Here is a 12,038-nt window from a genome sequence, read left to right on the forward strand (position 1 = left end):
CGATTTTTTATTAAAAAAGCACTGGACAGGATCGGCTCGAATCCGTAGTATGCCCATCCGCAACGGCGCTATGCGCCCGTAGCTCAGCTGGATAGAGCGCTGCCCTCCGGAGGCAGAGGTCTCAGGTTCGAATCCTGTCGGGCGCACCATTAAGTTGTGTGCAAGAGCTGCGGTGGTAACAACCGCGTTAGTAAAGCAGTAAGCAGTACAAAAGTAAGCAGTAGGGGTGGTGGCTATAGCTCAGTTGGTAGAGCCCTGGATTGTGATTCCAGTTGTCGTGGGTTCGAGTCCCATTAGCCACCCCAGATTTTGTTCGGTATGCGAAGGTGGCGGAATTGGTAGACGCGCTAGCTTCAGGTGTTAGTGTCTTAACGGACGTGAGGGTTCAAGTCCCTCTCTTCGCACCANATGCGAAGGTGGCGGAATTGGTAGACGCGCTAGCTTCAGGTGTTAGTGTCTTAACGGACGTGAGGGTTCAAGTCCCTCTCTTCGCACCACAAAATCAGCAGCAGTAAAGAAGTCGCAGTATTTCGGCGAGTAGCGCAGCTTGGTAGCGCAACTGGTTTGGGACCAGTGGGTCGGAGGTTCGAATCCTCTCTCGCCGACCACTTTTCAAGACCTTGCTGTGGCGAGGTTTTTTGCTTAAGGTCTGAGGATCTGAGCAGGGCAGTACCGCAGTATTTCGGCGAGTAGCGCAGCTTGGTAGCGCAACTGGTTTGGGACCAGTGGGTCGGAGGTTCGAATCCTCTCTCGCCGACCATCTTCAGAAACCCCGCTTCGGCGGGGTTTTTTGTTTTGCATAGTCGCTCACACGGCTAACCCTTTCCGGCAAGGCATCATTCTCTGGGCCAGCAAAATATCTCTCGCTCCAGCGGCTTACCTCTCCCCTGATTCCGTGACACGTCCCTCTGACTCCAGCGGCTTACCTCTCCCTGGTTCCGTGACACGTCCCTTTGGCCCCAGCAAAATATCTCCCTCTGATTCCTGTAACATATCCCCACCAGGCTTTACGCTTCGCTACCCGCTACCCGCTACCCGCTACCTGCTACCTGCTACCTGCTACCCGCTACCCGCTACCTGCTACCCGCTGCGCTTGTTCCGGACTGTGCGTTAATGCCCCGGGCATCTGCAATGGCAACGCGCTCACCCACTGTCGCCGGCATGAGACGTATAAGCCGATGTATTACCTGAAATTTAATTAATCATCGGATTGCTGTCGCCGAAAAGGGACAGAAAAGGAGAGGGGTGTCGCACTTTTATGACCATGCAAAGCGAGGAGACGGAAATTCAGGTGAGTAAGGGCATAAAAAACAGACGAATAAATGAAATTTTTCGGTTAATAAGCAGGATGGCATGATGTGTGCAATAACGCAGGTGTAGATGCTCATTCCACTGCTTATGCTCGCTCAGGCTTCATAAGACCCGGAATGATGCAGAGCCCTTTATGGTACCTGTTGTCCACCTGCCCGTATCGTTGTTGACCTTACGGGAAGCCCGGACACGACGTTGAGTCAGGTATCCGCCAATTGTCTTACCGACCTGATTTCACACCTGCCTGACCGGCAGGTGTTTTTTTTGGGCTGCCCGGCGTAACCACCGGGAGAAAGAGGATTACGGGTTATTCTTCAGCGTGATCAGTAAACCGTCACGACGCATCTGGGCGGCTTCTTCCGGCTTATGCTGATGATCCAGCGTGTCAGCCAGCCAGGCGTAGTCGAAGGCGTCCGGGCGCTGCTTAAGGGCTTCCCTGAACGCCTCGCTGGCCTGCTCCCACTCACCGTGCTGCATCAACAGCTGTCCCAGCGTGCTGTGCAGCAGCGGGGTCGCGCCATGCTGTTTAATCTGGTGACGCAGCGCTTTCTCCAGCTGTTCAGGATTGCCGGTTTTCAGTCGGGGCATTAGCAGTATCAGGCGTTCGTCATAGGCCCGCTTCAACCCGTCCAGCACGATTTGCTGCGCCGTTTCATGATCGTTACACACAATCAGATGGTCAGCCATCGCCACCTGAAGCGCCGTTTCATGCCGCGTTTTACGACTCTGCGACTGCCACCAGCGCTTCAGGCCATCGCTGCCCTGATCCGCCATGGCCTGATTCATCAGTCCCAGCCAGGCCTCCTGTTTGAGCGCCTGACGGTGAACGTCGTCTGAAACCTGCGCTTTTTCCATTGACGGCAGGATATCAAGCAGGGCGCTCCAGGCACCGGTGCGGACGTAAGCCTGTTCGGCAAGACGCAGCACTTCCGGATGACGTGGGGCTACTTCGAGCAGGCGGTCTACCCCGTTACGGGCCGCGTGATCTTCATTTCTGGCCAGCTGGATGCGGACGCGGGTGATTTCTACCGGCAGCTGATCGCCTCCTGCCAGTTCGGCAGCACGTTCCAGATGCTGATTGGCGCGCGTATCGTCGTTACGCTGCTGCGCCGCTTCCGCTGCCAGCAGGTAATTCACCACCGGCTGTTCGGCGTGATCGGCATTGCGCGACAGCAGTTTTTCAACCTGGCGATAATCCCCTTCCGCCAGCTTCACCAGCGCGGCATTGGTCTGTTTACGGGCCCGCTTGCCTTTACGTCCAAGGAACCAGCCGCGTGTTCTGACGCCAGTGCGCAACACACGACGCAGGATCCACTCAATAAACAGAATGATCACCAGCGAAAGCAGCAGAATGATGGCCAAACCGGTGACGCTGGTTTCGATATTCCAGTTATCGGTCTGAATGAGCACGTAGCCCTGGTGACCCGCCAGCATCGGGCCAAGCACGACGCCTGCGATGAGTAAAAGGAATAGTATCAGTACCTTAAGCATGCTTATTCTCCCTGCTGCTGTTGCCCGGCACTGGGCTGTGCCAGCAGGTTGCGCACGCGCGTCTGCATCAGTTTATCCAGCATTGGCTGGCTCTGTAGCGACTCAGGAAGATCCATCGAGATGCTTTGCTGACTGAGATCGTCCAGCTGGCTTAAGAAAGCCTTCGTGGCCGGGTCGCTGGTATCAAACCAGGCCCGCACCCAGGCCGATACGGTATCAATGGACTGCTTATAGATCTCATCCTGATGGCGGGGAACCGCCTGTGCCGCAATCAGCAGACGGGAACGGATATTTTCGCGCAGATAAATGTCCTGATTCGGGGCCAGCAGAGGTTCTGCCGTTGTATCACGGCGACGCACGGTGATGAAATCATCCATGAAATTGTGCCAGCTTTTCACCAGGTTCTGGCGCCACTCCCGCAGAGAAGAGGTTAGCTCGCCGCTATCGGCATCCATCGGCGTATCGTCGTTATCGTTATCCGCCAGGCGCAGGTTATCCACACCGTTTGACAGCTGGTTAAGCTTGAGGATAATGCCGTCGTAGTCCACCTGGCTGACCGACGAGAGGCTGCTGATATCCTGCGTCAGGGCGCGGCGCACCTCAATCAGGCTGGGATCGTTCATATCGGCCAGGCTGGCATCTGCACTTTTGAGCAGCGCGGCGGCCGTGGTCACATCCCGATCGCTCCACAGTTTACGACCCGCCAGCTTCACCAGATAATCGGCCTGCGCCAGCAGCCAGGTATGGGCATCATTCCCGGAAATGGTCGCCACCTTCTGTTTTAACTCATCAAGCTGCTTGCTCATCACCGCCTGCTGCTGCCTGGCGGCATCCAGCGCGGCGGTTTGCGTTGTCAGCTGCTGTCCCAGCGTCTGTTTATCGCTAACGGCCTGCTGCTGAAGCTGAGAGAGCTGATCGGCCAGCGCTTTGCTGGCGGCTGCCTGCTGCTGCGCCTGATGCTTGCCGTTAAAATAGAGGCCACCGCCAACGGCCAGCGCGATAGCAATTGCCACAACGGCCAGCGCCGTGCCGGTATTCTTCGACTTATGGGGCGTTTTACTCTCAGCCAGAGAGGGCTCGACCGCTGGCGTGGTCTCCTCAAGGCTGGCCGAGGGATCTTTGTGTTCCGTCATTGTGGCTTTCCCGTTTAAAAGTTTATTGTAACGCGCGGAGCAATGCGTCGTTATCAGCACCATCCGCAACCCTGATTTCGCGCCAACCCAGTTCCCTGGCGCAGGTTGCCAGGCGTTCACTGACGACAATCAGCCGACAGTGGAGAAGCCACTCCTCGCGATCGATTGCGGGGAATAGCGAAAAAAGCTGATGCAACATCTCGCCGCTGGTCACTACCAGCGTGGTAATCCCCCGGCCCCGCCAGCGTCGTCCCTCTACCGGGCCGTGGTAATATTTCGCACAGCGTTGATAGCACTCGATAAACTGTACATCAGCCCCGCGCTGTTGCAAGGTTTCAGCAAGTAATTCCCTGCCGCCATTGCCGCGCAATATCAGGGCCCGCTTTCCAGCCACCTGCTGAAGTGCAGGTAATTGTATCAGCACCTCGCTGGTTTCGCGCTCGTGCGGCCAGACCACATTCAGCCCGCTGACGGCGTGCAGCGCCAGCGCGGTAGAGCGGCCTATCGCATAATAGTTGAGATTTGCGGGCCAGCTGCCTCCCGCCTTTACCAGCGCGGGCTGGGCGTAGTGAATAGCGTGCTGCGACAGGATAAACACCAGATCGTCGTCGCGCAGGCTGGCTATCTGTGTCGGGAGGCTCTCCAGCTGCGTACCGGGGGTGAACTCAATCAGGGGCATAGCCCAGGCGACCTGACCGGCTTTACGCAAGCGGCTGACCAGCTCATCAGCCGCAGGCGCCGGACGGGTTACCAGGATGCTCATTCGGGTGGATTTCCCTGATAAACCTCAGCGAGGATTTCCCGGCCACCGTTATTTAACAGCTCTTCCGCCAGGGAAATGCCCATTTTCTCTGCATCCTCGCGCGGACCGCGCCGCTCACCGCGTACCATGGTTTTACCGTCCGGCGCGCCGATTAGCCCGCGTAGCCAGATCTGGTCATCCACAAGTACGGCGTAGCTGCCAATCGGCACCTGACAGCCCCCTTCAAGGCGGGTATTCATCGCCCGCTCGGCCCGGACGCGTGTCGCGGTATCCTCATCATTGAGCGCCGTCAGCAGCGCGATGGTTTGCGCATCCTCAAGGCGGCACTCAATGCCGACCGCGCCCTGGCCAACGGCGGGCAGCGACTCTTCGGCAGGCATGGCGTGACGAATACGGTCACCCAGCCCCAGGCGCTTAAGGCCCGCGACGGCAAGGATAATGGCGTCATAGTTGCCCGCATCCAGCTTCGCTAACCGCGTCCCGACGTTGCCGCGCAGCGAGCGAATAATCAGGTCCGGGCGACGGGCGCTCAGCTGACACTGGCGTCGCAGGCTGGAGGTGCCCACCACCGCGCCGTGCGGCAGATCGTCCACCGAGTCAAACCTATTAGAAACGAAGGCGTCGAGCGGATCTTCGCGCTCGCAGATCGTCACCAGTCCAAGGCCTTCCGGGAAGGCGACCGGCACGTCTTTCATCGAATGCACGGCGATATCCGCGCGATCGGCGAGCATAGCCTGTTCCAGTTCTTTGACGAACAGCCCCTTACCACCGACCTTCGCCAGCGGCGTGTCCAGGATGATGTCGCCCTTCGTCACCATAGGCACCAGTTCGACGTTAAGCCCCGGATGGCATGCCATCAGGCGCTGCTGCACATAATGTGCCTGCCACAGTGCAAGTGGGCTTTGTCTGGTAGCAATTCTTAAAATTTTGTCTAACATGCTTCTTACCGTTTTTATCGTTCATTGATTATCCTATCATTGAACCGTGAAGGCTGTCAGTTTCCGCGGCCTTAAACGGCTGGGAAGAAACGGATTCCGTACACATGGGCAGGGGGTATCGTAAATCGTGCTAAACTGTTCTGTAGCGCAACTTTCTTTACGGTCAAGCTACCAGGTGTTAGATTGATCACGTTTCCAGCAAAAATCCGTACGACTATTTTCAAAAAACACGCGGCGGATGGCGGAAACAGGCTTTTTTATATGCACTGGGACAATCGGGCGAGACGTCTTGTACCTCTATATAGAGACACTGAAACAGAGACTGGATGCCATCAACCAGCTGCGCGTTGATCGCGCGCTGGCTGCAATGGGGCCTGCCTTTCAACAGGTTTACAGTCTGCTGCCAACGTTATTACATTATCATCACCCACTGATGCCGGGTTACCTTGAGGGTAACGTTCCACATGGCATCGGTTTCTACGCGCCTGATGAAAGCCAACGTGCCTGGTTGGCTGACCTCGAGGGCGAGTCTGGTGCCAGTGCCGCGTTACCACCCGAGGGTGAAATGCCCATTACCGGGGTTTACTCTATGGGCAGCACCTCTTCCGTCGGGCAGAACTTTACCTCGGATCTGGATATCTGGGTGTGCCACCAGTCATGGCTGGATAACGAAGAGCGCCTGTGCTTACAGAAAAAGTGCACCCTGCTGCAAACCTGGTGTGCGGCGATGGGCGTGGAAGTCAGCTTCTTCCTGATTGATGAAAACCGCTTCCGCCATAATGAAAGCGGCAGTCTGGGCGGCGAAGACTGCGGCTCTACGCAGCATATACTGCTGCTGGACGAATTTTATCGTACTGCCGTCCGCATGGCAGGCAAGCGTATTCTGTGGAATATGGTGCCGGGCGAAGAGGAAGAGCACTACGACGACTATGTCATGTCGCTTTATCAGAAAGGCGTACTGACGCCGAATGAGTGGCTGGATCTGGGTGGTCTGGGCACGCTGTCCGCGGAAGAGTATTTTGGTGCCAGCCTGTGGCAGCTCTATAAAAGCATTGATTCCCCGTATAAAGCGGTGCTGAAAACGCTGCTGCTGGAAGCCTACTCCTGGGAGTATCCGGCGACCCGGCTGCTGGCGATGGATATTAAGCAGCGCCTGCATGATGGCGAAATCGTCTCTTACGGGCTTGATCCCTACTGCATGATGCTGGAAAGGGTCACGCAATACCTCACCAAAATTGATGATACTGCCCGGCTGGACCTGGTGCGCCGCTGCTTTTACCTTAAGGTGTGCGAAAAGCTCTCCATTGAGGGAGAGCAGTCCGGCTGGCGGCGCGAGATCCTGAGCCAGCTGGTGAAGGAGTGGGGCTGGGACGACGCGCGTCTGGAAATTCTTGATAACCGTGCCAACTGGAAAATTGGCCGCGTGCGCGAGGCCCATAACGAACTGCTGGATGCGATGATGCAGAGCTATCGCAACCTGATTCGCTTTGCGCGGCGCAATAACCTGAGCGTTAGCGCCAGCCCGCAGGATATCGGCGTCCTGACGCGTAAGCTCTATGCGGCTTTTGAAGCGCTGCCCGGCAAGGTGACGCTGCTCAACCCGCAGATTTCGCCCGACCTTTCCGAAGCGCATCTGACCTTTATTCACGTGCCTAACGGGCGCGCCAATCGTGCTGGCTGGTATCTCTACAATCAGTCGCCGGATATGCAGTCTATTATCAGCCCCCAGCCGCTGGAATATAACCGCTACCTCAACAAACTGGTGGCCTGGGCATGGTTTAACGGCCTGCTGACCCGCGATACGCGGCTGCACATTAAAGGCAATGCCGTATGCGATCTGGCGCGATTGCAGGAGCTGGTGGCGGATGTCTCCCATCACTTCCCGCTGCGCCTGCCGTCCCCCACGGCGAAAGCGCTCTATAGCCCCTGCGAGATTCGCCATCTGGCGATTATCGTGAATCTGGAATATGACCCGACCGCCGCGTTCCGTAATCAGGTGGTGCATTTCGACTTCCGCAAGCTCGACGTGTTTAGCTTCGGCCAGCAGCAGCAGTGTTTAATTGGCAGTATCGATCTGCTCTATCGCAACTCGTGGAATGAGGTGCGTACGCTGCACTTTAACGGCGAGCAGGCGATGATTGAGGCGCTGAAAACCATTCTGGGCAAAATGCATCAGGATGCGGCCCCGCCGGATGCGGTGGAGGTCTTCTGCTACAGCCAGCATCTCAGGGGGCTGATCCGCACCCGCGTTCAGCAGCTGGTATCGGAATGTATCGAGCTTCGTCTTTCCAGTACGCGTCAGGAACCGGGCCGCTTCAAAGCGGTCCGCGTGGCAGGCCAGACGTGGGGGCTGTTCTTCGAGCGCATGAGTGTCTCGGTGCAAAAGCTGGAGAATGCGGTGGAGTTCTATGGCGCCATCTCCAACAACAAGCTGCACGGCCTGTCTATTAAGGTGGAAACGGATCAGTCGCGCCTGCCCTCGGTGGTGAATGGCTATGCCAGCGAAGGCATCATTCAGTTCTTCTTTGAGGACACCAAAGACGACCATGGATTCAACATCTATATTCTGGATGAAACCAACCGGGTCGAGATTTACCACCACTGTGAAGGCAGCAAAGAGGAGCTGGTGCGCGATGTCAGTCGCTTCTACTCCTCCTCACACGATCGCTTCACCTACGGTTCCAGCTTTATCAATTTCAATCTGCCGCAGTTTTATCAGATTGTGCAGGTCGACGATCGTTTTCAGGTGATCCCCTTCCGCAGTCAGACCCTGGCGCAGCTCTGCGCCAACGTATCAGATAATGCCTCCGGCGGGGATTACGCCCAGCACATTCAGATGCACTAAGCCAAACCTGCTTCGCTTCGCCAATTGAGAAACAGGATCACCATTTCAGTTGCTTTTAGCACTTCACCTGCGATGATAGACATCCAACAGGCACTGATAACGAGCAGAATAAGCATGAACAAAGTGATTTGCCGGATGGCGCTGGTGCTGGCTGTGGCCAGCCTGACGGGATGTGGACTAAAAGGGCCACTCTACTTTCCTCCTCAGGAACAGCCAAAAAAGCAAACCAGCGCAAGCGACTATAAGCCAACCCGCGCCGATGCGCAGAAGCAGACAACCACCACCGACCCGACGCAGACCAGTACGTCGTCAGAGACCACTGAATCGGGCACGACGTCGGCTCAGTAAACTATGACATATTCGTCGGAGCAGAAAATGCAGTTCTCGAAGATGCACGGTCTGGGCAATGACTTTATGGTGGTCGATGCCGTTACACAAAACGTCTATTTCTCGCCCGAGCTGATCCGGCGTCTGGCCGATCGTCATCTGGGGATCGGTTTTGATCAGCTGCTGATCGTTGAACCGCCCTACGATCCCGATCTGGATTTCCACTATCGCATTTTCAACGCTGACGGCAGTGAAGTCGCCCAGTGTGGCAATGGCGCGCGCTGTTTTGCCCGCTTTGTTCGCCTGAAGGGGCTGACCAATAAAAAAGATATCCAGGTCAGTACGCAGTCAGGGCGCATGGTGCTCAGCGTGACCCAGGATGAACGGGTCTGCGTGAATATGGGTGAACCCAACTTTGAACCCCAGCAGGTGCCTTTTCGCGCCAATAAAGCCGAAATTCTCTACCTGATGCGCACGGCCGAGCAGACGGTGATGTGCGGCGTGGTGTCGATGGGAAATCCTCACTGCGTGCTCCAGGTCGACAGCGTTAAAACCGCGCAGGTTGCGATACTGGGGCCGGTGCTCGAAAGCCACGAGCGTTTTCCCGAGCGGGTTAACGTCGGCTTTATGGAGATTGTTGACAGCGGGCATATCCGCCTGCGCGTCTATGAGCGCGGCGCGGGTGAGACGCAGGCCTGCGGCAGCGGCGCCTGTGCGGCCGTGGCGGTTGGCATCCAGCAGGCGCTGCTGGCAGAACAGGTTCGGGTCGATCTGCCCGGCGGCAGCTTAAATATTGCCTGGAAAGGTCCCGGTCATCCACTCTATATGACCGGCCCTGCCACTCACGTTTATGACGGGCTTATCCACTTATGAAAAATGTCGGGGAACAACGGGTTACCAGCGAACTGATGCTGGACGATCGTGCCGTTAGCGATTACCTGCTGCAAAATCCGGACTTCTTTATTCGCAATGCGCGGCAGGTTGAGCAGATGCTGGTGCCTCACCCCGTACGCGGCAGCGTATCCCTGGTGGAATGGCAGCTGGGCCGTCAGCGGCATCATATCAGCCAGCTGGAAGAAGAGATCACCCTGCTGATGGAGCAGGCCAGCGCCAATCAGCAGCTGTTCGATCGTCTGCTGACGCTCCAGGCCCGTCTGGCCTCTGCCCCCAACCTGCATGAGATGCTTAACCGCCTGCATCGCTGGGCGCGTGAACTGGGACTGGCCGGGGCGAATGTGCGTCTGTTCAGCGAAAAGTGGCGCATAGGCGCACCTTCGGATTTTACCCAGCTTGCGCTGTCACGCCAGGCGTTTGAACCCGTTCGTATTCAGCGGCTCGGCAATAAGCAGCACTTCTTAGGCAGCCTGAATGGCCCCGAGCTGCTGCTGCTGCTGCCTCAGGCGAAGGCGATTGGCTCGGTTGCCCTGTCGCTGATGGGCGAGCAGGGCGATCTGGGCGTACTCATTTTCAGCAGTCGCGACACCCAACACTACCAGTCAGGCATGGGGACGGTACTGCTCCAGCATCTCTCCCTGATGCTGCCCGAACTGCTGGCGCGGTGGGTTGAGCGCGTATGAGTAGCGACGCGCCTCTACTTAACGCCGTAGAGGGCTTTCTGCGTTATCTTAAGGTTGAACGCCAGCTAAGTCCGCTGACGCAAATCAACTACCAGCGCCAGCTGGCCGCCTGCATCGCCCTGCTGGAAGAGATGAAACTGCCCGACTGGCAGCAGCTTGATGCCGCCCGGGTTCGTTCGCTGGCGGCACACAGCCGCCGCGCCGGTTTAAAGCCTGCCAGCCTGGCGCTTCGCCTCTCCGCGCTGCGCAGCTTTCTCGACTGGCTGGTCGCGCAGGGGGTGATAAAAGCCAACCCGGCAAAAGGCGTTGCGACACCGCGCGCGCCGCGTCACCTGCCTAAGAATATTGACGTGGACGATGTAAATCGCCTGCTGGAGATCGACATTAACGATCCGCTGGCGGTGCGCGATCGGGCCATGCTGGAGATCATGTACGGCGCCGGGCTTCGTCTCTCTGAACTGGTCGGGATCGACACCGGCCATCTTGATCTGGCATCGGGTGAAGTCTGGGTGGTGGGCAAGGGCAGTAAAGAGCGCCGCCTGCCGATAGGCCGGACGGCGGTAACCTGGATGGAACACTGGCTGGCGCTGCGTGAACTCTTTGCCCCCGAAGACGGCGCGGTCTTCCTGTCAAAGCAGGGCAAGCGCATCTCGACGCGCAACGTGCAGAAGCGTTTTGCCGAATGGGGCGTAAAGCAGGGCATCTCCAGCCATATTCATCCGCACAAGCTGCGCCACTCCTTTGCGACCCATATGCTGGAGTCCAGCGGCGATCTGCGCGCCGTACAGGAGCTGCTGGGACACGCCAACCTGAGCACGACGCAAATCTATACCCATCTCGACTTCCAACATCTGGCGTCGGTCTACGATGCTGCCCATCCCCGTGCGAAACGAGGAAAATCCTGATGCACTTTTACCGCCCGCTGCGACCTGTGGCGGCGATGTCGTTCGATCTCGACGACACGCTGTACGATAATCACCCGGTTATCCGTCGTACGACCCAGGAATCCCACGCTTTTTTACAGCAGTATCATCCCGCGCTTAACGGATTCAGCGTAGAGAACTACCAGCAGCTGCGCGACAGCCTGCGCGAGCAGGAGCCGGACATCTATCATGACGTCAGCGAATGGCGTCGTCGGGCCATTGAGCTGGCGATGCGCCAGGCAGGACTGAGCGACAGCGAAGCGGATAAGGGATCGCGGGTGGTGATGACGCATTTCACCCACTGGCGAAATCAGATTGCGGTGCCGGACGAAACCCACACCACGCTTGCCGCACTGGCGGAAAAGCTGCCGCTGATAGCGATCACCAACGGCAATGCCGATCCGCATCTGTTTGGCCTGGAAGACTATTTTACCTTTATTCTGCGAGCCGGCCCGCACGGGCGCGCCAAGCCGTACCAGGACATGTATCACCTGGCTGCAGAAAGGCTTAATCTGCCGCTGGAAAGCATTCTGCACGTGGGTGACGACCTGACCACGGACGTGGCGGGCGCGGTGCGCAGCGGCATGCAGGCCTGCTGGATTAACCTGCACGGCGGCAATCTGATGCATATTGATGATGCCCGATTGCTGCCCACGCTGGAAATTTCACGGTTGGCATCGCTGACCACGCTGATATAATATGCTGGTTAAATATCCAGTGGGGCGCGTGA

The 12,038-nt window shown here is 57.4% G+C and carries 10 protein-coding genes and 6 tRNA genes; 12 read left to right on the plus strand and 4 right to left on the minus strand.

What is annotated here, in order from left to right:
* Nucleotides 1–72: 72 nt before the first annotated feature.
* The 6 genes from A1830_RS18655 to A1830_RS18680 all read left to right on the plus strand — a co-directional run bounded on the left by A1830_RS18655 (nucleotide 73) and on the right by A1830_RS18680 (nucleotide 760).
* A tRNA-Arg gene (locus A1830_RS18655) sits at nucleotides 73–149 on the plus strand.
* Between the two features lie 80 nt (nucleotides 150–229).
* Nucleotides 230–305: transfer RNA gene (locus A1830_RS18660), tRNA-His, on the plus strand.
* A 15-nt stretch (nucleotides 306–320) separates the two neighbouring features.
* Nucleotides 321–407 (plus strand) — tRNA-Leu (locus A1830_RS18665).
* A 3-nt stretch (nucleotides 408–410) separates the two neighbouring features.
* A tRNA-Leu gene (locus A1830_RS18670) sits at nucleotides 411–497 on the plus strand.
* A gap of 34 nt (nucleotides 498–531) precedes the next feature.
* Nucleotides 532–608, plus strand: a tRNA-Pro gene (locus A1830_RS18675).
* Nucleotides 609–683: 75 nt separating this feature from the next.
* A tRNA-Pro gene (locus A1830_RS18680) sits at nucleotides 684–760 on the plus strand.
* 851 nt (nucleotides 761–1,611) lie between these two features.
* Here A1830_RS18680 and hemY read toward each other — a convergent pair.
* From hemY to hemC, 4 genes are read right to left on the minus strand one after another with little or no spacing between them, the layout of a single operon-like run.
* Nucleotides 1,612–2,802 carry a protoheme IX biogenesis protein HemY gene (gene hemY, locus A1830_RS18685; RefSeq protein ID WP_067709719.1) on the minus strand — a complete coding sequence of 397 codons (1,191 nt, stop codon included), beginning with the start codon at nucleotides 2,800–2,802 and terminating at the stop codon, nucleotides 1,612–1,614.
* A 2-nt stretch (nucleotides 2,803–2,804) separates the two neighbouring features.
* Complete coding sequence (gene hemX, locus A1830_RS18690; RefSeq protein WP_067709721.1) at nucleotides 2,805–3,935, minus strand: uroporphyrinogen-III C-methyltransferase; 1,131 nt, start codon at nucleotides 3,933–3,935, stop codon at nucleotides 2,805–2,807.
* 22 nt (nucleotides 3,936–3,957) lie between these two features.
* Nucleotides 3,958–4,698, minus strand: coding sequence for a uroporphyrinogen-III synthase (gene hemD / locus A1830_RS18695; RefSeq protein ID WP_067709723.1), 741 nt, complete (start codon nucleotides 4,696–4,698; stop codon nucleotides 3,958–3,960).
* Nucleotides 4,695–5,636, minus strand: a complete 942-nt coding sequence (hemC, locus tag A1830_RS18700) for a hydroxymethylbilane synthase (protein ID WP_067709726.1) — start codon at nucleotides 5,634–5,636, stop codon at nucleotides 4,695–4,697. Before hemC ends, hemD begins: the two co-directional genes overlap by 4 nt.
* A gap of 289 nt (nucleotides 5,637–5,925) precedes the next feature.
* On the opposite strand from hemC, the gene A1830_RS18705 reads away from it, so the two are divergent.
* From A1830_RS18705 to yigB, 6 genes are all read left to right on the plus strand, one after another.
* Nucleotides 5,926–8,481: a class I adenylate cyclase gene (locus A1830_RS18705; protein ID WP_067709728.1), complete on the plus strand. Its 2,556-nt coding sequence runs from the start codon at nucleotides 5,926–5,928 to the stop codon at nucleotides 8,479–8,481.
* A gap of 114 nt (nucleotides 8,482–8,595) precedes the next feature.
* On the plus strand, nucleotides 8,596–8,829 hold the full coding sequence (locus A1830_RS18710) for an LPS translocon maturation chaperone LptM (RefSeq protein WP_073981057.1): 234 nt from the start codon (nucleotides 8,596–8,598) through the stop codon (nucleotides 8,827–8,829).
* Between the two features lie 27 nt (nucleotides 8,830–8,856).
* The gene (dapF, locus tag A1830_RS18715) at nucleotides 8,857–9,681 is read left to right on the plus strand and encodes a diaminopimelate epimerase (RefSeq protein ID WP_067709733.1); all 825 of its coding nucleotides are present in this window, start codon (nucleotides 8,857–8,859) and stop codon (nucleotides 9,679–9,681) included.
* Nucleotides 9,678–10,385, plus strand: a complete 708-nt coding sequence (locus A1830_RS18720) for a DUF484 domain-containing protein (protein WP_067709735.1) — start codon at nucleotides 9,678–9,680, stop codon at nucleotides 10,383–10,385. The genes dapF and A1830_RS18720 overlap by 4 nt, the downstream gene beginning before the upstream one ends.
* Nucleotides 10,382–11,290 carry a tyrosine recombinase XerC gene (xerC, locus tag A1830_RS18725; protein WP_067709738.1) on the plus strand — a complete coding sequence of 303 codons (909 nt, stop codon included), beginning with the start codon at nucleotides 10,382–10,384 and terminating at the stop codon, nucleotides 11,288–11,290. The genes A1830_RS18720 and xerC overlap by 4 nt, the downstream gene beginning before the upstream one ends.
* The gene (gene yigB, locus A1830_RS18730; RefSeq protein WP_067709741.1) at nucleotides 11,290–12,006 is read left to right on the plus strand and encodes a 5-amino-6-(5-phospho-D-ribitylamino)uracil phosphatase YigB; all 717 of its coding nucleotides are present in this window, start codon (nucleotides 11,290–11,292) and stop codon (nucleotides 12,004–12,006) included. Before xerC ends, yigB begins: the two co-directional genes overlap by 1 nt.
* Nucleotides 12,007–12,038 lie beyond the last annotated feature (32 nt).

It is taken from the genome of Erwinia sp. ErVv1 (assembly GCF_900068895.1).
GTDB lineage: Bacteria > Pseudomonadota > Gammaproteobacteria > Enterobacterales > Enterobacteriaceae > Erwinia.

What these genes read in the sequence shown, in the direction of transcription:
- yigB (WP_067709741.1), top strand. Translation starts at nt 11,290, where the DNA reads ATGCACTTTTACCGCCCGCTGCGACCTGTGGCGGCGATGTCGTTCGAT.
- xerC (WP_067709738.1), top strand. Translation starts at nt 10,382, where the DNA reads ATGAGTAGCGACGCGCCTCTACTTAACGCCGTAGAGGGCTTTCTGCGT.
- A1830_RS18710 (WP_073981057.1), top strand. Translation starts at nt 8,596, where the DNA reads ATGAACAAAGTGATTTGCCGGATGGCGCTGGTGCTGGCTGTGGCCAGC.
- hemY (WP_067709719.1), bottom strand. Translation starts at nt 2,802, where the DNA reads ATGCTTAAGGTACTGATACTATTCCTTTTACTCATCGCAGGCGTCGTG.
- hemX (WP_067709721.1), bottom strand. Translation starts at nt 3,935, where the DNA reads ATGACGGAACACAAAGATCCCTCGGCCAGCCTTGAGGAGACCACGCCA.
- hemC (WP_067709726.1), bottom strand. Translation starts at nt 5,636, where the DNA reads ATGTTAGACAAAATTTTAAGAATTGCTACCAGACAAAGCCCACTTGCA.
- A1830_RS18720 (WP_067709735.1), top strand. Translation starts at nt 9,678, where the DNA reads ATGAAAAATGTCGGGGAACAACGGGTTACCAGCGAACTGATGCTGGAC.
- hemD (WP_067709723.1), bottom strand. Translation starts at nt 4,698, where the DNA reads ATGAGCATCCTGGTAACCCGTCCGGCGCCTGCGGCTGATGAGCTGGTC.
- dapF (WP_067709733.1), top strand. Translation starts at nt 8,857, where the DNA reads ATGCAGTTCTCGAAGATGCACGGTCTGGGCAATGACTTTATGGTGGTC.